The organism is Pseudomonas paraversuta (genome assembly GCF_904063065.1).
Classification (GTDB): Bacteria; Pseudomonadota; Gammaproteobacteria; order Pseudomonadales; family Pseudomonadaceae; genus Aquipseudomonas; species Aquipseudomonas paraversuta.
Map to the genome: position 1 here is coordinate 159860 of NZ_CAJFCL010000007.1, position 20986 is coordinate 180845.

Consider the following 20986-nt stretch of genomic DNA (forward strand, 5'->3'; position numbering starts at 1 on the left):
CGACTCCTGCATGGATCGCGAGATATAAAAAAGGCCTGCAATGCAGGCCTTTTTTGATACAGCGTTCGACTATGGCTTGTGCGCCCGCGTCAGGTATTCATGGGACTGCATCTCAAGCAGGCGGCTCAGGGTGCGCTGGAACTCGAAGTTCAGGCGCCCGCCCTTGTACAGATCTTTAAGCTCGACTTCAGCCGAGATGATCAGCTTTACGCCCCGGTCATAGAACTCATCGACCATGTTGATAAAGCGTCGCGCGATGTCGTCAGTCTTGACGTCCATCTGCTCCACACCGCTGATGATCACCGCATTGAAAATCTTGCCCAGTTCGATGTAATCGTTCTGGCTACGCGGGCCATCGCACAGCTCGCGGAAATCAAACCAGGCCACATCATCACAGGTACGCAGCGCGCGAATGGTCCGGTTCTCGATAACCAGATCGTCATTCTCGATCACCTTGGAAGAGTTATGCGTCAACGCTTTAAAACTCTCGCGCAGGCACTTCTCGGAAGCCTCATCCAGCGGGAAATGGTAAAGCTCGGCCTGCTCCAGGTGGCGCAGACGATAATCGACGCCGCTGTCGACGTTGACGATATCGGTGTTCTGCTTGATCAGCGCAATCGCCGGCAGGAAGCGCGCCCGCTGCAGACCGTCCTTGTACAGACCGTCCGGCACGATGTTCGAGGTCGCGACCAGGGTCACGCCATTTTTGAACAACTCTTCCATCAGGGTGCCGAGGATCATGGCATCGGTAATGTCCGATACAAAAAACTCGTCAAAGCAGATCACCCGCGCTTCATCGGCGAATCGCCTGGCGATGATGGTCAGCGGGTTCTTTTCACCATTGAGGGTGCGCATTTCTTCATGCACACGCTTCATGAAACGGTGAAAGTGGGTACGCACCTTCTGTTTGAACGGCAGCGCATCAAAGAACGTATCGACCAGGTAAGTTTTACCCCGGCCCACACCGCCCCAGAAATACAGCCCCTTGACCGGAGCCTGTTCTTTTTTGCCGAACAGCTTGCCGAACAGGCCCGGCTTGCTCTGCGAAGAGGCAACCAGGTCGTCATACAGACGCTGCAGATGGCGCACAGCGTTTTCCTGCGCGGCATCGTGGAAGAAGTCCGGGCGTTTCAGATCAGCTTGATATCGTTCTAGAGGCGTCATAATTCGTTAGCAAGGCAACAAAAACGGGCCGCCACTGTAGCGACGGCCCTTGGGAATGGCAATCAACCCTGAGTCGAAACGCCGCACTTTTTAATCCTGCGCAGGCACCAGCGCCACACGCAAGGCTTCGATTGCCGCGTCACGGGTCGCACTATCGGCGAATGCCGGGCTGTCGGCGACGCACCCGTCATCCAGCCAGACGCTGAAGCTCAGGTCCTGAGGACGAATATCGAGCACGCCCCCCGCTTGCAGCTGTTTGCTCACCTGACCTGCGGTTTTGCCATCCGCAAAGTTGCGCGACAACAGCAGTTGCTCGCCATCGGCTGCCAGCAGGCGGAAACGGAAGCTGCCGTCTTCATCGCGGAAGCTGACGAAGCGCGGGCCCTTGGTGGCTTTCTTCTTGCTGGTCGTGGCCGTCTGGGCAGCGCCGACAAACGAGCGCAGGCCAACCGCCTCACGCAACTGCGCCAGAAACGGGGTCGCGGTTTTGCGGGCTTTCTGGGCTCCGGCCAGAAGGATGTCTTCCATATCGGACGGGCGCGACATCAGTTCGTGATAACGCTCGCGGGACTCGCCCAGGTCGGCGTCCAGCAGCTTGAACAGACGCTCTTTGGCTTCGCCCCAGCCCAGGCCCTGCAACAACTCGCCACGGAACTCTGCGCACTGCTCAGGCGTAGAGAAGGCTTGATACAGAGTGAACAGGTGCGAATTGTCCGGGTCCTTGGCTTCGCCCGGCGCACGGGAGTCGGTGACGATCCGCGAAATCGCGCTTTTCATGTCTTTGGCGCTACTAAACAACGGAATGGTGTTGTCATAGCTTTTCGACATCTTGCGCCCGTCAAGACCCGGCAAGGTGGCAACGCTTTCTTCAATTATCGCTTCCGGCATGGCGAAAAAATCTTTGCCATGGCCGAACAGGTGATTGAAGCGCTGGCCAATATCACGGGCCATTTCAACGTGCTGGATCTGGTCGCGACCGACCGGCACCTTGTTGGCGTTGAACATCAGGATGTCTGCAGCCATCAGCACCGGGTAGCTGAACAGCCCCATGGTGATGCCCGCATCCGGGTCCTCGCCGTTTTCCAGGTTCTTGTCGACCGAAGCCTTGTAAGCGTGAGCACGGTTGAGCAAGCCCTTGGACGCTACGCAGGTCAGCAACCAGGTCAGCTCCGGGATTTCCGGGATATCTGACTGGCGATAGAAGGTCACACGCTCGACATCCAGCCCTGCCGCCAGCCAGGTCGCAGCGATTTCCTGACGCGAGCGCTGAATGCGCTGCGGGTCATCGCATTTGATCAGGGCATGGTAGTCAGCCAGGAAGTAAAACGAGTCGGCATTACTGTCCAGACTGGCCACGATTGCAGGGCGAATAGCCCCGGCATAGTTGCCCAGGTGCGGCGTGCCGGTGGTGGTGATACCGGTGAGAATACGGGTACGAGTGGTCATGGGTAATCGCTTATCAGGCTGCAATCAATTCGAAAGGCGTGGCGCTACCAACTCTTTGAGCTCAGGCAGCTTGCCGTGAAAAAAGTGCCCGCATTCTGCCACTTTAAGCAGCTCATGGGGGCGTGACAGCGCGTTTGACCAGTCATAGACCAGTTGCGGGTCGATCACTTCATCGGTTTCGGGCTGAATTACGGTCACCGCACAGGCTTGGGGCAAATCGTCTTCGGCGCGCAAACGCATCACCGCCGGGGCCACCATGAACAGGCGCGACAGTTTCTCGCCCCGGGCTTCAAGGCGACCGCCCAGGCTGGCTGCCACAAAACCGCCAAACGAGAAACCGAGCAAGGTGATCGGCAGTTCCGGGTGCCGGGCGCGCAACCAGAGGGCAACCGCCAGCGCATCGTCGACTTCGCCGCTGCCCATGTCATGGCTGCCTTCGCTGGCTCCCGTACCGCGATAATTAAATCGCAATGTAATCAGGCCAGCATCACGGGCGGTACGTTGCAGGGTCGAAACCACTTTATTCATCATCGTCCCACCCTGAACCGGGTTGGGGTGACACAGTAGCGCCAGGCCTTTTGGCTCAGGCAAATCGAGGTACAAGGCTTCCAGTTGGCCCACAGGGCCATCAATTACTACAGGGGTTTCGCGGGTAAGCAAGAAGGAACTCCGTGACCTCAAACTGGGTCGACTCGTCTAGCTGATAGATTCTGTCTGGCATATTTGCGAGTGCATCGCGGTATACAGCGCAGGTCCGAGCCGTTAACGTAAAGCAAAGCCGTTTATAGAGGAAGGACTCGTGGAACACTCGCTCTTGATTTGGTTATTGCCGACTCTAGCCCTGGTTGCAGGTGTCGCCATTGGTTTTCTGATCGCGCGTCTGCTGCCTAATGCCGCGCCTAACAGCACGCAGCGTCAGCTGGACGACATTCAGAAACGTTTTGACAGTTATCAAAGTGAAGTGGTTACCCACTTCAACAGCACCGCCAATCTGGTGAAAAAACTCACTCAGAGCTACCAGGACGTACAAGACCACCTCGCCGAGGGCGCCAACCGTTTGGCCCTGGACGAGCAAACTCGCCAACGTCTGCTGGCCGCTCTGCACTCTGATGTCCCTCAACCGCATCGCGAGCGCATCACCCCGCCGCACAGCACTGAGCCGCCATTGGACTACGCGCCAAAAACCCCGAACGCCCCCGGCATGCTCGATGAGCATTACGGCCTGAAGAAGTAATTCATCCGGTAAAGCGCTCAACAAAAAGCCCCGTGACCGGTAAGGATCACGGGGCTTTTTTTATGCTGCCAGCAAATGCCTGCGGCACCTGCAAGAGCTGGGTCTTACGGGTACTGCTGAACTTGCCCCTGCTGCTGGTAGTTCACGCCCGGAATCGGTGCCAGGGTGATCTGCACGCGGCGGTTCTGAGCACGGCCATCAGGCGTGGCGTTACTGGCAATCGGGTCGGCCGGGCCTTTACCGCTGACCGACAGGTACTGACCGCTGACACCCTGGGACGTCAGATAGGTCGCCACGCTTTGCGCACGCTGCTGGGACAACTGCATGTTGTAGTTGTAGTTCCCGGTGCTGTCCGTATAGCCGACGATCTGAATCAGGTTCTGGTTGTTGAACTGCTTCAGCGAGTTCGCCAGGTTGTTCAACGGCTGATAGAAGCTGGGAGCAATGTTCGCCGAGCTGGTGGCAAACGTAATGTTGCCCGGCATCACCAGGGTGATGTTGTCGCCCTGACGCTGAACTTCAATCCCGGTGTTGGCCGTACTCGCGCGCAACGCAGCTTCCTGCTTGTCTGCGTAGTAGCCGTAACCTGCGGCCCCCAGACCTGCCACTGCGGCACCGATCAATGCACCCTTGCCACGGTTGTTATGGTCGATGGCAGCACCGGCAACGGCACCGGCCAACGCCCCAAGACCACCATAGGTAGCGGTTTTGCTCATGCCCGAAGAGGCCTGGCCTTGATTGTCATATGGGTTGGGCGAGGCGCAGCCTGCCAGCAAGGCGATAGCACTTGCGGCAATAATCAAACGACGCGAGGTGAACATGGTGAAGCTCCTGTCAGTCTTTCTGGAGGCAAAGGTCGTTGGCATTAGACCTCTGTGGGCGTTGGAACGCGACCAGCGGTAAAAATTCCTCAGGCCGCCAATATTCGTGTTCCATAAACGATAGTCGTCCGATCGCCTGCCCACAAATAGATATGCCCCGCCCGCACCGGCATCGCTGATTACTTTTTAGTCAATTTACTGCCCACAGGAATATGCAGGTAAGACATGACACTCTCTGTCAGCTCTGTCGCCAGTTTGACCGCCTCCTTGTTCCGCGCCATGACGCCCGCCACCAGTCCTTCGATCAAGGCAAGTACTGCGATGCTGGAGCTGGTCAGCACCGGATGGTCAGCCGGGGCAAACAGCACATGCCGGGCAATGCTGCTCAGAGGCGAGGCAGGTGAGTCGGTAATGGCCAGCACCGTGGCACCGCGCTCGCTGGCGAAGCGGGAAAGTTGCAGGGTGTCGATGGAATACCGCGGCAGAGAGATCGCCAGTAAAACGTCCTGATCAGTGATCGCAGCCAGTCGATAGGCGGCGTTTTCGTTACCGCCTTCCATGCTGATAGCCGTGGCATCGGCACAAAACGGAATCAGGGTCGAGGCCGCCAGGCCCGCGAAATAGACACTGTTACCGAAGCCCAGGATGTAAATCTTGCGCGCCTTGACCAGGTGATTCACAAAGGCTTCAAAGGTGTCCGGATGATTGCTGGTCGCGGCCGTGGCCAGGTTGCTGCTGGCACTTTGAATTTGTTCATGCAGGCCAAACGCCCCGTCCGGACGATGGGCCAGTTCGTTACGCAGCTTGTCCACCGGAGACACCACTTGTTGCAGTGTTGCCACCAGCTCGGCCTTCATGCCGCTGTACCCGCCCAGATTCAGGGCTTTGGCCAGGCGATTGACCGCCGCTGGCGAGGTGCTGGTCTCGTGGGCCATTTCCTCAATCGTCAGGGTCGCGGCACGCAGCGGATGACGCAGGATAAAATCGGCAACCTTGCGCAATGAAGGCTGCAACTCGGGCACGATCTCTGCCAGCTTGCGCATGACCGCGGCGGCATAAATCGTGGTGTCTTTGGATGGGCTTGGCATATCCGGCTCAACATTCCCTGTGGATAAAAAAGGGGCGGCGCCCAAAGCCGGTCCGTGCAGTAGACACTGCGTCGGCTTGTGACGCCCCGAAGTGTATCCGAAGCGGTCGCCGGCTATTTCAAACTGCCGCAAAGAAACTGCTGCAGGCGTTCAGACTGAGGATTGGCCAGCACCTTGCGCGGGTCGCCACGCTCTTCAACCACACCCTGATGAAGGAACACAAGCTGGTTGGAAACCTCACGGGCAAAGCCCATTTCGTGAGTGACCACCACCATGGTCCGCCCCTCCTGCGCCAGATCCTGCATCACTTTGAGCACGTCCCCCACCAACTCAGGATCCAGGGCCGAAGTCGGCTCGTCGAACAGCATCACTTCCGGCTCCATGGCCAGGGCCCGGGCAATCGCCACACGCTGCTGTTCACCGCCGGACATATGGGCCGGCCAGGCGCGCATGCGGTGCGCCACGCCGACCTTGTTCAAGTAATGCTCGGCCCTGTCCCGCGCTTCGCCCTTGCCCATGCCGAGCACGTGCACCGGGGCCTCCATGACGTTTTCCAGAGCATTCATGTGGGACCACAGATTGAAATGTTGAAACACCATCGACAGTCGCGACCGCATGCGCTGCAACTGTTTCGGATCTGCCGCCTCAAGCCCTCCCCGCCTGCTACTGATCAGTTTGAGCGGTTCGCCGTCGAGCACGATACTGCCGCCGCTGGGTTGCTCCAGCAGGTTGATGCACCGCAAGAACGTACTTTTCCCGGAACCACTGGAACCGATGATACTGGTCACATCCCCGGCCTTCGCCTGCAACGAAACGCCCTTGAGCACTTCATGGGAGCCGTAGCTTTTGTGCAAATCCTGAACTTCAAGTTTGTACATGACATCCACTCTCGGGATCAGTCGCTAAGCAAGCGACCTTGGCGAATAAGGGTATTGCCGGCAACTTTGGCCAGCCACAAACCGGGCTGGGCAAAGCGCAGGCGTTCACGGGCATAGAGGATGCCGTCGGTACTGGCGCGCACCACACTGTGGCGATCAGTCAGCGGGTCCATCACTTCAAACAGCGGATCGCCCGCCTTGACCCGCGCCCCCAGCGGCTGGATAAAGCTCACAACCCCCGGGTGCGGTGCATAGGCGTACTGGGCACCCGCAAACGGCATGGCCTCACAGCTGTGAACCGGGGCGTCCGGCCATGCACCGCTGATCAGCCCTTGCTCGGCGAGATAACCGAGAATCGCCTCCGCACTCTCCACGCATGGCCCCGACTCGGTATCCGCCATGCCCCGCAGTTCAATGGTGGTGGCGATACAGCCCAGGGCAATCTCAGCCTCGGGAAAGCGCTCGGCCAGGTGCAACCAGGGCAGCGCACAGGCCTCATCAAACGCACTGCCCCCCGCATCCTCTGCCAACAGGGCCACCCCGGCGCGCAAACGCGCGGCCAGCGAGCGCAAGCGCGGCCAGTTTTGCGGCAAGGCGTACAGCAGCATGATCGACTCGAAATCACAGTGCAGATCCAGTACCACATCGGCGTCACAGGCATGGCGCAGCAACAGGCAACGCAAGCCATCGAGCTCCGAGGCCGGGGCTGGCTGCTCACTCAGCACATCGAGCATGGCCCGGCGGATGAGCAGTGTGTTGGCCTCGGCATCGCCACCCAACTGGCCGGTCACCCGCGCAGCCACGCCGTCTGCCAGCACTGGGAAGTCACGATTGAAATTCTTGCCGCTGGAAAACTCAAAGCGCCCCTGGTGGGTCGCCTGAAACATCTGGGCAATGCCGATGGGGTTGGCCATCGGCACCAGCTCGATCACCCCGTTCAACCGGCCTTGCCCCTCAAGCTCCAGCAGGCGACGCTTGAGCTCCACCGCTACGCGCATCCCCGGCAGCTCGTCCGCGTGCAGCGAGGCCTGGATGTAGGCCTTGCGCGTGCCCTGGCCAAAACGAAACAGGGACAGGTGGCGCTCAGTGCCCGAGGCACTCCACGGCAACAGGTATTTAATGTGTTCCATAACACGCCCCTCAGTATTTGCGCGGTGCCAGATACGCCAGCCAGCGGCGCTCGGCCAGCTTGAACAGACGGGTCAAAATAAAGGTCAGCACCAGATAGAAAACCGCCGCGGTAATGAACGCTTCAAACGGCAGGTAATAACGTGCACTGACCGTTCGGGCGGCCCCGGTGATATCGACGAGGGTGACAATCGACGCCAGGCTCGTGGTCTGCATCATCATCAGCACTTCGTTGCTGTACTGCGGCAACACCCGGCGCAGGGCCGAAGGCAGGAGAATCCGCCGATACAAAGTCACTCGCGACATGCCCATGGCTTTGGCCGCTTCGATCTCGCCATAGGGGATGGACTTCAGACTGCCCGCCAGCAGTTCCGCGCTGTAGGCACTGGTATTGATCGCAAACGCCATGCACGCACAAAAGGTGGCGCTGGACAGGTATGGCCAAAACACGCTCTGGCGCACGGCTTCAAACTGCGCCAGCCCGAAATAGATCAGAAACAGCTGCACCAGCATCGGCGTGCCACGAATGACATAGGTGTAGAGCCAGGCCGGAAAGTTGATCAAAGGCGATCGCGAGACTCGCATCAGCGCCAGCGGAATCGCCAGCACCAGGCCAAAGAACAGGGAAATCAGCAGTACCTTGAGGGTTATCAGCGCGCCACCGAAATACAGCGGCAGGTTTTCCCAGATCAGGTTGTAATCAAGAATCATGAGGTGCTCCCAATCACAACTCAGCGGCTTTTATGCCGACCGAGTAGTGTCGTCCCAGAAAGCGCAGCACCAGCAATGACACGCTGGTCAGCATCAGATACAGCCCCGCCACGGCGAGAAAAAACGTAAAGGGTTCATGGGTCGCATCTGCTGCGCTTTTGGCCTTGAACATCATGTCCTGCAAGCCAATGACCGAGATCAGCGCAGTGGACTTGGTCAGCACCAGCCAGTTATTGGTGAACCCCGGCAGTGCGAAACGGACCATCTGCGGCACCAGAATTCGCCAGAACACCTGGGCGCTGCCCATGCCATACGCCAGCCCCGCCTCGATCTGGCCTTTGGGGATGGCCATAAATGCACCGCGAAAGGTTTCCGAGAGATAGGCACCAAAGATGAAGCCCATGGTGCAGACCCCGGCGACAAAGGGGTTGATATCGATATAGTCCGTGGAGCCCAGGGCCATAGCGATGCGGTTCATCAGGTCCTGACCGCCATAGAAAATCAGCAGAATCAGTACCAGATCCGGAATACCGCGAATCAGGGTGGTATAGACCTCTCCCAGCCGTGCCAGCCACTTGATCGGTGACAAGCGCAGCGTCGCGCCAATCAGGCCCAGGACAATGGCCAGGGCCATGGCGGTCAGAGCCAGATTTACGGTCAGCCAGGCACCCTCGAGAATGCTCGATCCGTAGCCGTGGAGCATGATGCAGTTCCTCAAGCGAGCGCCAAAAAACGCGCGAGACAAGCCCCGGCGACTCCCACCGGGGGAGCCGCATCAGGGATACGGGTTGACTTACCTTTGACCGTAGATGTCGTACGTGAAGTACTTGGTCATCACTTGTTCGTACTTGCCGTTGGCGCGGATTGCATCTATGGCGGCATTCAGGCGTTCGGCGTTGGCCGTGTCGCCTTTACGCACAGCGATGCCTGCGCCCCGGCCGAAGAAGGCAGGGTCGTTGATATCCGGCCCGACCAGGGCGTACCCCTGGCCCAGCGGGGTTTTGATAAAGCTTTCATCGGTGTAGATGATGTCGGCGAGCGTGGCATCCAGACGGCCCGAGACCAGATCGAGGAAGGCTTCACTCTGGGTCGAGTAGCGCACCACCACGACCCCGGCCGTCTCAAGCTTTTGGGTGGCAAAGCGGTCATAGGTCGAAGAGCGCTGCACCCCGACACGTTTGCCCTTGAGATCCACCAGCGGATCGTTGATCACAGTGCCCGCCTTCATCGCGAACTTGCCGGGGGTGTGGTAGTACTTTTTGCTGAAATCGACGGACTTGAGCCGGTCTTCGGTAATCGACATGGAAGACAGCACCGCATCAACCTTGCGCACTTTGAGCGAAGGAATCATGCCGTCGAACTCCTGGACCACCCAGGTGCATTTGATTTTCATCTCCTCGCACAGCGCGTTGCCAATGTCGTAGTCAAAACCGCTGATCTCACCTTCAGGGGTTTTCATCGAAAACGGTGGGTAGGCCGCTTCGATACCAATACGCAGAGGCGCGTCATCGGCGCGGGCCACAAAGCTGAAAGCGCACAGGGCCAGTGCACCTAGAAGTACTGTCTTGTTCAAATTATTGACTCCTGAAGGGCGTTCGGGGGTGAAGAAACACTTGCCATCCAAGCTGGCGCGCAGGATCAGTCCGTCGACTGTGTGCGGCTATAGATGACACGTATTATTTCAGAAATCAACAAAGTGAAAATATTTATATCAAAAAGCGCCAGCCACCCCCTTCTCCACGGGCTCTGAGCTGCGGCTTAAAACTTTACCCCCACCGTCAGCGTCATAAAGTCCCGGTCGCTGACCGTGCTGTAACGCCCACCAAAGAAATTGGTGTACGAAAGGCTGCTGGTGTAGGTGTTCTGGTACTCGGCATCAATGCCCATGCTCACTGCCTTGCGCCCTTCGGCAAAGGTATTGTCGGGGCCCGGCGAATAGCCGCTGACATCGTGGGACCAGGCCAGATTCGGCTTCAGGTTGAGGCTGTTAAACACGTTGTTGTAGGCCCACACGGCACGTGCGCGATAGCCCCATGAATTAGCCGTGGTGAAGCCGTCGTTGCCGTCGCTACCAAATACCGGATCACGCCCGTAGCGCAAACTGCCGCCGAGACCGGCCACGTGGCTCACGCCAACCTCACCGATCAAGGTCAGCCGGTCAGCTCCCATGGCATTGTCGAAGACATGGGTCAGAGAGGTCTGAAACTGAGTGATCTCCTTGCGCCGATAGCCCTGGGAATCGGCACCCGGAGTAACGCTCAGCGGCGATGCAGCGGCCAGTCCCGGCAACAGGGTCACATTGGCGTACAGCAGATCATTGCTGTTGAGCTGTACAGGCGCATTGGGCCGATAACTCAGTTCACCTTTCCATGCCGAGCCTGTGGACAAGGTGGTGGCGAAACTCAGGCCGTACAGGCGGATATCCTCGGGATACTCGACGTAGTAACTGGAGTTACCGGCGACGATCATCGGCGCCAGAGCGCCTGCAGCCGAGGCCGAGTCGTAGGCCGACTGCGATGCCGCACGCCCGCTGAGGATCGGATCGCGGCTGTGGTAGTTCATGAAGTAGGCGCCGAAATCGGTGTCCAGCGGCTCGAACACGTAGTGCATGGCCACGCCGAACTGCCCGCTGTTGCGCGCATCGCGATCAGCACCACGACGCACCAGCACGCCCTCGCCGTTCACATCGACACCCGCCGACGTCAGGGCTGAAAGGTCCGCCACATTCAGTGCCGAACGCTTGCTCATCACTCGATAATTGCCGTCACAACCGTCGGCGGTTACGTCGGACTGGGAGAAGAATGTTCCGCAGTTATCGGTTTCTGACTGCTCCCAGTCCAGTTGATAAAAGGCTTGGGCCGAGAGGTTGTCGGTGAGGTTTTGCGAAATGTAGAACAGGTTGACCGGCACCAGGCCGTCTTTGTATTCAGTGCCCGGTCGCCGATACGCCGCGACATCTGTCGGGTTGATGGCATTGATCCCGCCACCGATAAAGCTGCTCTCACCCCAGTTGACCACCTGTTTGCCCAGGCGCACGGCCCCGGGCTGATCGGCAATGGCGTAGTTGTGATAGGCGTAGGCATCCAGCCACTGGGCTCCGGCAGACTGGGCCGAGGCTTTGCGCCCACTGTCGCTGACTGGTTTGAAGGGACGACTGTCATCCTGCAGTTCAAAGTCGTACCAATACTTGCCCCGGACATACACACCGCTGTCGCCGTACTTGAGCTCCAGCCCGTGGATGCCGGTAAAAATCTTGGAGAAGGTTTCGCCGCGCTTGAAGTTGAGGCGGCCATCATCCGAGATTTGCGATTGCCCCTTGCCGCCGTTGTTGGCGCCGATCAGCTTGCGATCGGCCTTGGCCGTGGACCAGCTGGCGCCAATGGACAGTTCGGAATCGATCTGGCCTTCGATCTCGCCTATGTTAAAGCTCACGCCCCAGGCGGGCCCGGCGAGCGTCGAGACAAGGCTGACTGCCAGTGGCAGTTTGACCTGGCGCCAGAACCGGTTGACTGAGGACATCGATACTTCTCCGAGGGCACGCACAATGAGCCGCAAGGATGAAGGAAAACCAGAAATTGACAAGATCGCCGGTGGCGCAACGCCAAACCTGTGGCCAACTGGCTGGCTCGCGTTGCGGGCAAGCCAGCCCCTGCAGCGTTCCCGCTAGCCGGGGTGGGCCCATGGAGCGATACGAAAAATCAATTCATCTCAGTGAACGCAAGCTTCACACCCAGGGCGACCAGTACCGCGCCCATGGTGCGATCAAACCAGTGGCCCATGCGTGCAAAGCCGGTGCGCACGCGCTGATGGCTGAACAACATCGCAACCATGCAAAACCACAGTCCGGTCGCGACCGCCAGGTACACGCCATACCCGGCCTGAATGGACAGTGGCGTATGCGGATTGATGACCACGGTAAACAACGACAGGAAAAACAGCGTGGCTTTAGGGTTCAGGCCATTGGTTACAAAGCCCGAAGTGAAGGCTCCGCGCGCAGTGCGCTCGCCAACCGGCAAAGAAGCAGCCACGGCTGCCGGATCAGCAGGCCTGGCGCGCAATGCCTTGATCCCGATGTACAGCAGGTAGGCAGCTGCCAGCCATTTGAGGGCGTTAAACAACACAATCGACTGCGAGACAATGATCCCGATCCCCAGCAGCGAATAGCCGACATGGACGAAAATTGCCGTGCCCACACCGAAGGCGGTAAACATCCCGGCGCGACGGCCGTGAGTCACGCTTTCACGCACCACCACAGCAAAGTCGGGCCCGGGGCTGGCGACGGCCAGCAAGTGAATCAGGGCAACGGTCAAAAATTCTGTCCAGTACATGCACGGCTCCATTACAAATTGTTTCTTCTGTTAGGCTCGCCACATTACGCCTTCACTCGACAGCACAAAAGGTACAGTTGATGACGAACACTCAGCGCGCAGTATTCCTGGATCACACCTCACTGGATCTGGGCGACCTCGACCTTGCCCCTCTGCGCCAGTGTTTCAGCGAGTTGCAGCTGTGGTCGGACACCGACGCCGATAACCTGATCGAACGTCTGCAAGGCGCCAGCGTGGCCATCAGCAATAAAATCCAGCTCAATGCCCGAACCCTCGCGGCCTGCCCCGAGCTGAAGCTGATTCTGGTGGCGGCCACCGGCACCAATAACGTTGACCTTGAAGCCGCACGCGCCCGCGGCATTACCGTTGCCAACTGCCAGGGCTACGGCACGCCCTCGGTGGCCCAGCACACTCTGGGGCTGTTGCTGGCACTGGCCACCCGCCTTGTCGACTACAACAAAGCCGTGACTGCGGGCCAGTGGCAACAGGCCAGGCAGTTCTGCTTGCTGGACTTCCCGATTGTCGAACTCGAAGGCAAGACCCTGGGCCTGTTCGGTCACGGTGAACTGGGCAGCGCCGTGGCCCGGCTGGCCGAAGCCTTTGGCATGCGCGTCTTGCTGGGCCAGATCCCCGGCCGTCCGGCCCGAGCCGACCGGCTGCCACTGGATGAGTTGCTGCCACAGGTCGACGCCCTGACCTTTCACTGCCCGCTCAATGAACACACTCGCAATTTTATCGGCGCCCGTGAACTGGCACTGCTCAAGCCGGGGGCCTTTGTGGTCAACACTGCCCGCGGCGGCATGATTGATGAACTGGCCCTGGCCAATGCGCTGCGCAGCGGCCATCTGGGCGGCGCGGCCACCGACGTACTGAGCGTCGAACCGCCGCGCGACGGCAACCCGCTGCTGGCCCATGACATCCCGCGCCTGATCATTACTCCGCACAGCGCCTGGGGCAGTCGTGAAGCGCGCCAGCGGATCGTCGGCCAACTGACGCAAAACGCCGAAGCATTCTTTAACGGTACAGCGCTGCGGGTCGTCAGTTGATAGACTGCGGCCCTTTTTGAGGAGCAGATTATGGATCCGCGCAGTGAAGTACTGCTTCGTCAGCCTGAATACTTTCAGGGCTCGTTGCTGTTGGTAGGATTACCGGCTGACGAATTGCTCGGCGAACTGCCAAATGCCCACGGCTGGTGCTGGCACGCCGGCGACCAGGCCACCCTGGATGCGCGCTTTGAAGGACGGGTGCATTTCGGCATCGAGCTGCCTGAGCGCAGCTTCGACACCGCCGTGGTGTTTCTGCCCAAGTCCAAGGAACTGGCTGATTATCTGCTCAACGCCGTGGCGGCTCGCCTGCCCGGTGCGGACGTATTTCTGGTGGGCGAAAAGAAGGGCGGAATCGAAGGCGCATCCAAGCAACTGGTTCCGTTTGGCAAGCCGCGCAAGCTCGACAGCGCGCGTCATTGCCAGCTGTGGCAAGTCACTGTGGTCAACGCCCCGGCCGCACCGGTGCTCGCCGACCTCGCCCAGCATTACGAACTGCCGCTGGCCGAAGGCCCGTTGAAAGTCGTCAGCCTGCCGGGTGTGTTCAGCCATGGCCGCCTGGATCGGGGCAGCGCCCTGTTGCTGGAGCACCTGGACAAACTGCCCAGCGGCCACGTGCTGGACTTCGGCTGCGGTGCCGGGGTGCTGGGAGCCGCAGTCAAGCGCCGCTACCCGCATAACAACGTCACCCTGCTCGATGTCGATGCCTTTGCCACCGCCAGCAGTCGTCTGACCCTTGCCGCAAACGGTCTGGAAGCCGAGGTCATTACCGGCGATGGCATTGATGCGGCGCCCATGGGCCTGAACTCGATTTTGAGCAATCCGCCGTTTCACGTCGGGGTTCATACCGATTACCACGCCACAGAAAACTTGCTGCAAAAAGCAGTCAAACATCTGAAAACAGGTGGCGAACTTCGTCTTGTAGCCAATAGCTTCCTGCGCTACCAGCCGCTGATCGAAGAGCAGTTCGGCCACTGCACAGTCAAGGCGCAAGGTCAGGGTTTCCGGATTTACAGCGCCAAACGCCGCTGACAGAAAAGCGCAATAAGGGCTTGCCGGATCGGATTTGCCTAGGCAGAATCCGCTCCGTCCTAGGGGAGTAGTCTCCCACGAGCCTCGCGCTCGTCCGGCATGCGTCAACATACTTGGTCAACAGACCATGGTGCATGCGACCCAGGTGTCCGCACAGACGGACCGGGGTTTGACAAGACCTATGACACGAACACCTTACCCGGGGCGGGAAGGCTGTACGTGTCATAGCCGTGTCGACCCGCCCCTGGAAAACTACCTGATGATGCTCGATTCCTTACTCGTTCCTACAGCAATCGTTGCCTTGGCCGAAATCGGTGACAAGACGCAACTACTCGCGCTGATTCTCGCCGCACGCTTTCGCAAACCCTGGCCGATCATCGCCGGCATCGTGGTGGCAACCCTCGCCAACCATGCGGCAGCCGGTGCCGTGGGCGCCTGGTTCAGCACCTTCTTCACCGATGTGATGTTGCACTGGGTGCTCGCCGCGAGCTTTGCCGCCACGGCCCTGTGGACTCTGGTCCCGGACAAGATGGACGACGACGAGGCCAGTACAGCCCGCAAATACGGCCCCTTCATCACCACGCTGATTACATTCTTCATCGCTGAAATGGGTGACAAGACCCAGGTTGCGACCGTGATGCTGGCGGCGCAATACCCGGATTTGTGGCTGGTGATTATCGGTACCACCCTGGGCATGCTGATTGCCAACGTGCCGGTGGTGCTGGCGGGTAACTTTGCGGCCGACAAACTGCCATTGACCCTGATTCGCCGACTGGCCGCGACCGCGTTCTTCGTGCTGGCCATAGTGGCGGTGTACAAGGCGATGGTGATCAGCGGCTGGCTGTAACGGCCACTGATCCCTGCAGACGCTCTGCGATGCAGGCCAATGCAATCGCCGGCAAGCCAGGCTCCCACCAGGCGGTCTGAATTGTGGGAGCTGGCTTGCCGGCTATGGGAACACTGCGCTCTGAACCCTACTGGGTCTTCGGCGCTTGCTCATACAGCGGCATCACCTTGGGGATCGCCGCTTGCAATGCTGCAATCCGGCTGCTGGAAGCCGGGTGGGTGCTCATGAATTCCGGCGGCGCATCTTGCGCTTGCGCGGCCATTTTCTGCCACAGGGTAATCGCTGCATTCGGGTTGTAACCCGCCCGGGCAGCCAGCTCAAGGCCGATCAGGTCGGCTTCGTTTTCGTTGCTGCGGCTGTTGGGCAGCGTCAGGCTGTAGTTGACCACGGTATCGGCCAGTTGCAGGCTGTCCTGGCCCAGGCCCAACAACGCCCCCGCGCCCTGTTTGGCGATCTCGATGCCATAGGCTTTAGACATGGATTCACGCCCGTGCTCGCGCAAGGCGTGGGCAATTTCATGGCCCATGATGGCGGCTATTTCGTCGTCGCTGAGCTTGAGCTGATCAATGATCCCGCTATAGAAAATGATCTTGCCGCCCGGGCCGCAGTTGGCATTGAGCTCATCGCTCTTGATCAGATTGACTTCCCAGTTCCATTGCGCGGCATCCGGACGAAAAAACGGCGCCCGGGCAACCAGGCGGTTGGCAATGGCTTGCAAACGCTTGGCGTTGGCGCTGGTTTTGTCCAGTGCGCCTTTGCTGCTGGCCTCGGTGACAGTCTGCTGGTACGACTGCGCATACATCTGATCCACTTGCTGACTCGACAGCATGCTGAACATGTACTGCTTGCGCTCAACCCCTACCGCGCCGCCACTGGTGGTGTTCACCGCCTGGCAACCTGCGAGCAATACCCCGGCGCCCACCGCGCACACTACCGCTAACTTACCCATCATGACTCTCCATAAACATGGCGCGCATCGTATCTCAACCCGGTGTCAGACACTCGGGCGCATTAAGTTTTGGATCATTGACCAGATTGGCCAGCGGCCGTTCGCGCAATGGCGTTTGCGGGCTGGCGAGCAATGCCTGAAGGTCCTGCAGCGGGGTTTCAGGGTCGAGCCAGGCCTGCTGCCCGGCCTCATCCAGAATCAGCGGTCGACGCTGACTGGCGGCGGCCTGAGTAATCACCGCAGTACTGAGCCACACATGCCCCTCGACCGGATAGGCCTCCCAGATGCCGGCAAAAAACAGCGAAGCGCCCTCACCCGGCGTCAGCCAGTAGGGTCTTTTACGCGTGGTCCCACGCCATTCGTAAAAACCGTTGGCCGGGATCAGGCAACGGCGCTGGCGCAGGGCATCGCGAAACATCGGTTGCTCGGCCACGGTTTCGGCCCGGGCATGGGCCGGGGTGCGCGACAGGTCAGTCAGCCACGGCGGGGTCAGCCCCCAGCGTGCCCGCGCCAGTTCACGCTGGCCGGGTTCGGCACCGGCACGCAGGATCAATACCGAGTCATTGGGTGAAATGTTCCACTGGGCCTGCTGATCCGCCGGAAAACCGGGCAAGGCTGCAAATGCAGGGTTCCAGCGAAACAGGGCAAAACGTCCACACATGGGGCAGCACAACTCTTCTATATAGATGCAAAAAAATATTCACTGATCAGCAGATCAGTACATCCGGGAAGCTTTCAGGCTCATCGCCCGCCACGGGTGACGCCGCATTGTACGCATCGATCAACTGGCGCGCGTATTGCGCCTGATCATCGGCCACCGTCAACCCCAGCAACCCGAGCGCCGGCAACTCGCCGGTCCCCCCGACCAGATCAGCCCCGTCCAGTCGGGCCTCTACCCCTTCACTGGCAAGCATGCCCAGCAATAGCTCGGCTTCCATCAGATTCTGGGGCTCGTAGATGCGGCGCATGGTGATCACTCGTTCTCGCTACGCACATCAAGCATCCACTCCTGACCGTCGGTTTGAAGATGGAACACAATCGGCCGGCAACACACGGGGCAATCTTCAACGTAGGTCTGATCGCCACCCGAGAGGTCGAGCACGGCTTCAGCCACCTCACCGCAATACGGGCAATCGTAGTGTTCAGTCTCAAGCATCGCGGTCTCCAGAGTGACTTGTGCGTATAATCGCCGTCTATTTGCAGGGCTATTATTTTTGTCCTGCCCTGTGTACTAACCCTAGCCGTTTCCAACAAGAGAGCATGATGGGCGAATTCGATACCATCCGACCTTACGACGACGCAGAAGTCCCAGCAGTGCTGGCCCGGCTGCTCGGCGACAAGGCGTTTCTAGATATCCTGACCCACTTTCGCTTTCCGCGCCTGGCCGGCGCTTTCGGCTGGTTGTTAAAACCCCTTATAGCGCATCGTCTGCGTAAAGAGTTCGCCAGCGTTACTTCTGTCGCCACCTTACAGGACAAGGTCGAAGTCTATGTCGACCGCACCATCGAAAACGCAACTGACGGTGTGACCTACACCGGCGTCGAGCAGTTGAAGGCCGGCAATGCCTATCTGTTTCTGGCCAACCACCGCGATATCGTGATGGACCCGGCCTTCGTCAACTACGCGGTTTATCACGCTGGCCTGCCAACACCGCGGATCGCCATTGGCGACAACCTGCTGCAAAAACCCTTTGTCAGCGATCTGATGCGCCTCAACAAGAGCTTCATCGTGCATCGCTCGATCACCGGCCGCCGTGAAAAGCTGGCGGCGTATCAGTTGCTGTCGGCCTATATCAACCATTCGATTCGCAACGACTGCCAGTCGATCTGGATTGCACAGGCTGAAGGCCGCGCCAAGGACGGTGATGACCGTACTGATTCGGCGATTCTGAAAATGTTCCATATGAGCCGTAAAAACGAGCCGTTTGCCGAGGTTATTCAGTCACTGAACCTGACTCCGGTGTCCATCAGCTACGAATACGACCCCTGTGACCAGGCCAAGGCTCGCGAGCTGTACATACGCGCCACCACGGGCACTTACAGCAAGGCTGCGGGCGAAGACGACACCAGCATTGCCAACGGCATTACCGGCTACAAGGGCCGTGTGCACGTTAACTTTTCGACACCTGTCAGCGAGCCATTCGAGGACAGCAAATTGCTGGCCAGCGAAATGGACCGGCATATTCTGAGCGGCTATCGCCTGTTCCCGGCGCACTACCTGGCGTACGCACAATGGAGTGATGCCGACCCGCAACTGCAGGTTCCACTGGCTGCGCAAGTGTTCCCTGCCGAAGAACTGGCCAAGGCCCAGGAAGAATGGCAACGCCGCATGGACGCCTGCCCTGTCGAACACCGGCCGTATCTGGTGTTGCAGTATGCAATGCCGGTGCGTAACCAGTATCGGGTCAAGGCCGGCCTGCCTCTGTAACCCCTTCTCTGCTGCAGGCGCGGGCTCGTGAGATTTCAAGAGCTCGCGCCTGCAGGCACAGGGTAATTTCAGCTGTCACCGTATCGTCATGTAGAGAGGTCACTCTATGGCCCCTCGACACCGACACGGAGCTTGTCATGCTGCACGCAGAAAACCAGGACCGCCTCTACCTCATCACTCCCAGCGATGAACAGCAGGCGTTGATCGAAGGTCTGGCATTCAACGTCCAGGATCACCATTGGCTGGTCTATTGCGCACTCAGCGGCCACACCCATGCCGACTTGCCCGAGCTGGACCTGCTGACCGGCGTCAGCCGGCTTGAACTGTATGCCGAAGCCGCCTGATACCTTTGCCCATAAAAAAGCCCGAACTCACAGAGTCCAGGCTTTTTGTCTTACTGGCATTACTCGCCGAGCAAACGACCAATAGCCGGGTCTTTAAACACTCGGGTCAGGGCATCACTCAGTACCTCACTCACCAGTTTGGTGTTGGTTTCCTGGTTCGGTGCCATGCCAAAGCGCTGGTCCAGCGACGCGCCGTAACGGCCACTATAGGTACGGCCGCCGTTTTTCACATCAGAGCGAAAGGTTGCGCCGATGGTCGCTTCGGTCACGTACATGGTGTCCTTGGGCGACTGATATTTCAGTTCGGCCAGGGTCACGGTCAGGGTTGGCGCATTCATCGCATTGGACGTCGGCGTGTAGCCCAACAGACGCACAGCCGCTTCGGCCTGGGCTTGCAGCTTGGGGATCAGATCTGCGCTGCTGACGCTGATCGCGCTGGTCTCCGGATACATGCCGCCACGGGTGCCCAGAGTCGGCCCCGGACGACCGTCCACCACACGCACCACCACCGGTTGACCACGTCCCACTGGCGCCAGTTGCGCGGTCAGCTTGGGTTGCGGGCTGAGTTGTTGCGGGCTGTGGGCACAGCCGACCAGGGTCAAACTGGTCACAGTAATCAAACCGAACAACAGGCGTTGCAACATGCTCATCTCTCCAGGACTGGGTAAAACAGGCCGCCAGTATAGCGGTGCACTGCACTTGCTAACTAGCCGCTTGCTGTCACCCCCTTGTCATGACCGATACATGGGGCTGTCACCTCATGCCGGTAGTGTTTGCGTTACTGACTCCCGAGGTGCCCGCCCATGAACAGTCTATGGTCGCTGCTCAGCTTTACCCGCCCCCGTCGCTGCTTCGCCCGACTGGACAGCGCAGGCCGCTGCCAGGCATTCAAGCAATGCAAACAACCGCCCGTCGGCGATGCCTGGGTCGAAATCGAAGAAATCCGCCTCAACTGGTTACACCAGGTACTACCCGCCAGCGCCAGTATCCCCTCGCGTGCAACGCGTTCGGCGGTGCTACCGCTGTTAGGTCTTTGACTGGCGAACCAATAAAAGTCATTTAACAGGATCAATTGCCCGCGTTTCTTCGTTACAATCTCCCCCCGATTATAAGGACGTCTCCTGATCGGGCCTCGCAGCACCGCTAATGCGCTTGTATTAGCTCCCCGGCACCGCCCACAGAGAGTCGCCCACACAGATCATGTGAAGCTGGCGAGCTTGCTGTTCACTGCGCAAACCACCGCCTTTACTCGATCTGCCAGAGCTGCCATTGGCCAGGCCACTGCTTTTTTCCCGTTATGCCGTTTGCGGCATGCCATTCACGGGTCAGGTACCAGGCTTGCGGCAGCCCTTTTTTGAGGTTCACGTCTTCAAAAGAGCGTGAAAAAAAAACGGGTTTCACAACTTCACAAGAGTGTGGCGAGCAAATGAAAAGTTTTGCGTCTGAACATGCACCATTAGCGTCTGAAACAGTCTCACCAAGCAGGACAGTCGCGGGCTACTGCGCACACGACTGAAAGCCTGTCCGCTTACGGATTTGGTTGCAC

The 20986-nt window shown here is 59.1% G+C and carries 24 protein-coding genes and 1 riboswitch; of the genes, 7 read left to right on the plus strand and 17 right to left on the minus strand.

Translation table 11 applies throughout. The features are described 5' to 3' along the window. Positions 1-69 precede the first annotated feature (69 nt). The 3 genes from zapE to JQ845_RS15740 form a co-directional block, all read right to left on the minus strand. A complete protein-coding gene (zapE, locus tag JQ845_RS15730) occupies positions 70-1164 on the minus strand; it encodes a cell division protein ZapE (RefSeq protein WP_003443696.1) in 1095 nt (364 codons plus the stop codon). Positions 1165-1254: 90 nt separating this feature from the next. Beyond that, complete coding sequence (locus tag JQ845_RS15735; protein ID WP_010655574.1) at positions 1255-2610, minus strand: tryptophan--tRNA ligase; 1356 nt, start codon at positions 2608-2610, stop codon at positions 1255-1257. Positions 2611-2634: 24 nt separating this feature from the next. Further along, the gene (locus JQ845_RS15740) at positions 2635-3270 is read right to left on the minus strand and encodes an alpha/beta hydrolase (RefSeq protein ID WP_203009239.1); all 636 of its coding nucleotides are present in this window, start codon (positions 3268-3270) and stop codon (positions 2635-2637) included. A gap of 139 nt (positions 3271-3409) precedes the next feature. Here JQ845_RS15740 and JQ845_RS15745 point away from each other — a divergent pair, with 139 nt between their 5' ends. Further along, a complete protein-coding gene (locus tag JQ845_RS15745; RefSeq protein WP_003443705.1) occupies positions 3410-3844 on the plus strand; it encodes a Z-ring associated ZapG family protein in 435 nt (144 codons plus the stop codon). A gap of 104 nt (positions 3845-3948) precedes the next feature. Here the strand turns inward: JQ845_RS15745 and JQ845_RS15750 are convergent, their stop codons facing one another. The 9 genes from JQ845_RS15750 to JQ845_RS15790 all read right to left on the minus strand — a co-directional run bounded on the left by JQ845_RS15750 (position 3949) and on the right by JQ845_RS15790 (position 12798). After that, a complete protein-coding gene (locus JQ845_RS15750; protein WP_003443708.1) occupies positions 3949-4665 on the minus strand; it encodes an OmpA family protein in 717 nt (238 codons plus the stop codon). 179 nt (positions 4666-4844) lie between these two features. After that, positions 4845-5753, minus strand: coding sequence for a MurR/RpiR family transcriptional regulator (locus JQ845_RS15755; RefSeq protein ID WP_003443711.1), 909 nt, complete (start codon positions 5751-5753; stop codon positions 4845-4847). 113 nt (positions 5754-5866) lie between these two features. Next, positions 5867-6631: an ABC transporter ATP-binding protein gene (locus JQ845_RS15760; RefSeq protein ID WP_003443714.1), complete on the minus strand. Its 765-nt coding sequence runs from the start codon at positions 6629-6631 to the stop codon at positions 5867-5869. Positions 6632-6648: 17 nt separating this feature from the next. Further along, positions 6649-7761 (minus strand): succinylglutamate desuccinylase/aspartoacylase family protein, encoded by a 1113-nt coding sequence (locus JQ845_RS15765; protein ID WP_203009240.1) that lies wholly within the window; start codon positions 7759-7761, stop codon positions 6649-6651. Between the two features lie 10 nt (positions 7762-7771). Beyond that, positions 7772-8470 (minus strand): ABC transporter permease, encoded by a 699-nt coding sequence (locus tag JQ845_RS15770; RefSeq protein ID WP_003443719.1) that lies wholly within the window; start codon positions 8468-8470, stop codon positions 7772-7774. A gap of 13 nt (positions 8471-8483) precedes the next feature. Next, positions 8484-9173, minus strand: coding sequence for an ABC transporter permease (locus JQ845_RS15775; RefSeq protein WP_010655572.1), 690 nt, complete (start codon positions 9171-9173; stop codon positions 8484-8486). 90 nt (positions 9174-9263) lie between these two features. After that, a complete protein-coding gene (locus JQ845_RS15780; protein ID WP_003443724.1) occupies positions 9264-10043 on the minus strand; it encodes an ABC transporter substrate-binding protein in 780 nt (259 codons plus the stop codon). A 185-nt stretch (positions 10044-10228) separates the two neighbouring features. Then, positions 10229-11989 carry a DUF1302 domain-containing protein gene (locus JQ845_RS15785; RefSeq protein WP_003443726.1) on the minus strand — a complete coding sequence of 587 codons (1761 nt, stop codon included), beginning with the start codon at positions 11987-11989 and terminating at the stop codon, positions 10229-10231. A gap of 179 nt (positions 11990-12168) precedes the next feature. Further along, a complete protein-coding gene (locus tag JQ845_RS15790) occupies positions 12169-12798 on the minus strand; it encodes a LysE family translocator (protein ID WP_003443728.1) in 630 nt (209 codons plus the stop codon). A gap of 80 nt (positions 12799-12878) precedes the next feature. Between JQ845_RS15790 and JQ845_RS15795 the strand changes: the two genes are divergently transcribed. The 3 genes from JQ845_RS15795 to JQ845_RS15805 all read left to right on the plus strand — a co-directional run bounded on the left by JQ845_RS15795 (position 12879) and on the right by JQ845_RS15805 (position 15720). Next, the gene (locus JQ845_RS15795) at positions 12879-13844 is read left to right on the plus strand and encodes a 2-hydroxyacid dehydrogenase (protein ID WP_003443731.1); all 966 of its coding nucleotides are present in this window, start codon (positions 12879-12881) and stop codon (positions 13842-13844) included. Between the two features lie 30 nt (positions 13845-13874). Continuing rightward, entirely contained in the window at positions 13875-14873 is a 999-nt protein-coding gene (locus JQ845_RS15800; protein ID WP_003443734.1) for a class I SAM-dependent methyltransferase, read from the plus strand. Positions 14874-14922: 49 nt separating this feature from the next. After that, positions 14923-15044: riboswitch (yybP-ykoY riboswitch) on the plus strand. A 91-nt stretch (positions 15045-15135) separates the two neighbouring features. Then, positions 15136-15720: a TMEM165/GDT1 family protein gene (locus JQ845_RS15805; protein WP_003443736.1), complete on the plus strand. Its 585-nt coding sequence runs from the start codon at positions 15136-15138 to the stop codon at positions 15718-15720. A gap of 127 nt (positions 15721-15847) precedes the next feature. Here JQ845_RS15805 and JQ845_RS15810 read toward each other — a convergent pair whose 3' ends face one another. Genes JQ845_RS15810 through JQ845_RS15825 form a run of 4 tightly spaced genes read right to left on the minus strand, consistent with a single transcriptional unit; the run spans position 15848 to position 17825 of the window. Then, positions 15848-16669: a M48 family metallopeptidase gene (locus tag JQ845_RS15810; RefSeq protein ID WP_127196807.1), complete on the minus strand. Its 822-nt coding sequence runs from the start codon at positions 16667-16669 to the stop codon at positions 15848-15850. 34 nt (positions 16670-16703) lie between these two features. Continuing rightward, complete coding sequence (locus JQ845_RS15815) at positions 16704-17330, minus strand: SOS response-associated peptidase (protein ID WP_003443741.1); 627 nt, start codon at positions 17328-17330, stop codon at positions 16704-16706. 46 nt (positions 17331-17376) lie between these two features. Further along, positions 17377-17637 (minus strand): putative signal transducing protein, encoded by a 261-nt coding sequence (locus tag JQ845_RS15820; RefSeq protein ID WP_003443742.1) that lies wholly within the window; start codon positions 17635-17637, stop codon positions 17377-17379. A gap of 5 nt (positions 17638-17642) precedes the next feature. After that, complete coding sequence (locus tag JQ845_RS15825; protein WP_003443745.1) at positions 17643-17825, minus strand: CPXCG motif-containing cysteine-rich protein; 183 nt, start codon at positions 17823-17825, stop codon at positions 17643-17645. Between the two features lie 107 nt (positions 17826-17932). Between JQ845_RS15825 and JQ845_RS15830 the strand changes: the two genes are divergently transcribed. Together JQ845_RS15830 and JQ845_RS15835 are read left to right on the plus strand one after the other, a co-directional pair. Then, positions 17933-19096, plus strand: a complete 1164-nt coding sequence (locus JQ845_RS15830) for a 1-acyl-sn-glycerol-3-phosphate acyltransferase (protein ID WP_203009241.1) — start codon at positions 17933-17935, stop codon at positions 19094-19096. A gap of 137 nt (positions 19097-19233) precedes the next feature. Continuing rightward, positions 19234-19440 (plus strand): hypothetical protein, encoded by a 207-nt coding sequence (locus JQ845_RS15835; protein ID WP_003443751.1) that lies wholly within the window; start codon positions 19234-19236, stop codon positions 19438-19440. 59 nt (positions 19441-19499) lie between these two features. Here JQ845_RS15835 and JQ845_RS15840 read toward each other — a convergent pair whose 3' ends face one another. Continuing rightward, positions 19500-20084: a YajG family lipoprotein gene (locus tag JQ845_RS15840; protein ID WP_203009242.1), complete on the minus strand. Its 585-nt coding sequence runs from the start codon at positions 20082-20084 to the stop codon at positions 19500-19502. A 159-nt stretch (positions 20085-20243) separates the two neighbouring features. On the opposite strand from JQ845_RS15840, the gene JQ845_RS15845 reads away from it, so the two are divergent. Continuing rightward, complete coding sequence (locus JQ845_RS15845; RefSeq protein WP_203009243.1) at positions 20244-20477, plus strand: hypothetical protein; 234 nt, start codon at positions 20244-20246, stop codon at positions 20475-20477. The last annotated feature ends 509 nt before the right edge of the window (positions 20478-20986 follow it).

Bases quoted from the DNA above. Each gene is read 5' to 3' on its own strand.
- zapE (WP_003443696.1), bottom strand. From the start codon at position 1,164: ATGACGCCTCTAGAACGATATCAAGCTGATCTGAAACGCCCGGACTTC.
- JQ845_RS15735 (WP_010655574.1), bottom strand. From the start codon at position 2,610: ATGACCACTCGTACCCGTATTCTCACCGGTATCACCACCACCGGCACG.
- JQ845_RS15750 (WP_003443708.1), bottom strand. From the start codon at position 4,665: ATGTTCACCTCGCGTCGTTTGATTATTGCCGCAAGTGCTATCGCCTTG.
- JQ845_RS15755 (WP_003443711.1), bottom strand. From the start codon at position 5,753: ATGCCAAGCCCATCCAAAGACACCACGATTTATGCCGCCGCGGTCATG.
- JQ845_RS15760 (WP_003443714.1), bottom strand. From the start codon at position 6,631: ATGTACAAACTTGAAGTTCAGGATTTGCACAAAAGCTACGGCTCCCAT.
- JQ845_RS15765 (WP_203009240.1), bottom strand. From the start codon at position 7,761: ATGGAACACATTAAATACCTGTTGCCGTGGAGTGCCTCGGGCACTGAG.
- JQ845_RS15770 (WP_003443719.1), bottom strand. From the start codon at position 8,470: ATGATTCTTGATTACAACCTGATCTGGGAAAACCTGCCGCTGTATTTC.
- JQ845_RS15775 (WP_010655572.1), bottom strand. From the start codon at position 9,173: ATGCTCCACGGCTACGGATCGAGCATTCTCGAGGGTGCCTGGCTGACC.
- JQ845_RS15785 (WP_003443726.1), bottom strand. From the start codon at position 11,989: ATGTCCTCAGTCAACCGGTTCTGGCGCCAGGTCAAACTGCCACTGGCA.
- JQ845_RS15790 (WP_003443728.1), bottom strand. From the start codon at position 12,798: ATGTACTGGACAGAATTTTTGACCGTTGCCCTGATTCACTTGCTGGCC.
- JQ845_RS15795 (WP_003443731.1), top strand. From the start codon at position 12,879: ATGACGAACACTCAGCGCGCAGTATTCCTGGATCACACCTCACTGGAT.
- JQ845_RS15800 (WP_003443734.1), top strand. From the start codon at position 13,875: ATGGATCCGCGCAGTGAAGTACTGCTTCGTCAGCCTGAATACTTTCAG.
- JQ845_RS15805 (WP_003443736.1), top strand. From the start codon at position 15,136: ATGCTCGATTCCTTACTCGTTCCTACAGCAATCGTTGCCTTGGCCGAA.
- JQ845_RS15810 (WP_127196807.1), bottom strand. From the start codon at position 16,669: ATGGGTAAGTTAGCGGTAGTGTGCGCGGTGGGCGCCGGGGTATTGCTC.
- JQ845_RS15815 (WP_003443741.1), bottom strand. From the start codon at position 17,330: ATGTGTGGACGTTTTGCCCTGTTTCGCTGGAACCCTGCATTTGCAGCC.
- JQ845_RS15820 (WP_003443742.1), bottom strand. From the start codon at position 17,637: ATGCGCCGCATCTACGAGCCCCAGAATCTGATGGAAGCCGAGCTATTG.
- JQ845_RS15825 (WP_003443745.1), bottom strand. From the start codon at position 17,825: ATGCTTGAGACTGAACACTACGATTGCCCGTATTGCGGTGAGGTGGCT.
- JQ845_RS15830 (WP_203009241.1), top strand. From the start codon at position 17,933: ATGGGCGAATTCGATACCATCCGACCTTACGACGACGCAGAAGTCCCA.
- JQ845_RS15835 (WP_003443751.1), top strand. From the start codon at position 19,234: ATGCTGCACGCAGAAAACCAGGACCGCCTCTACCTCATCACTCCCAGC.
- JQ845_RS15840 (WP_203009242.1), bottom strand. From the start codon at position 20,084: ATGTTGCAACGCCTGTTGTTCGGTTTGATTACTGTGACCAGTTTGACC.
- JQ845_RS15845 (WP_203009243.1), top strand. From the start codon at position 20,244: ATGAACAGTCTATGGTCGCTGCTCAGCTTTACCCGCCCCCGTCGCTGC.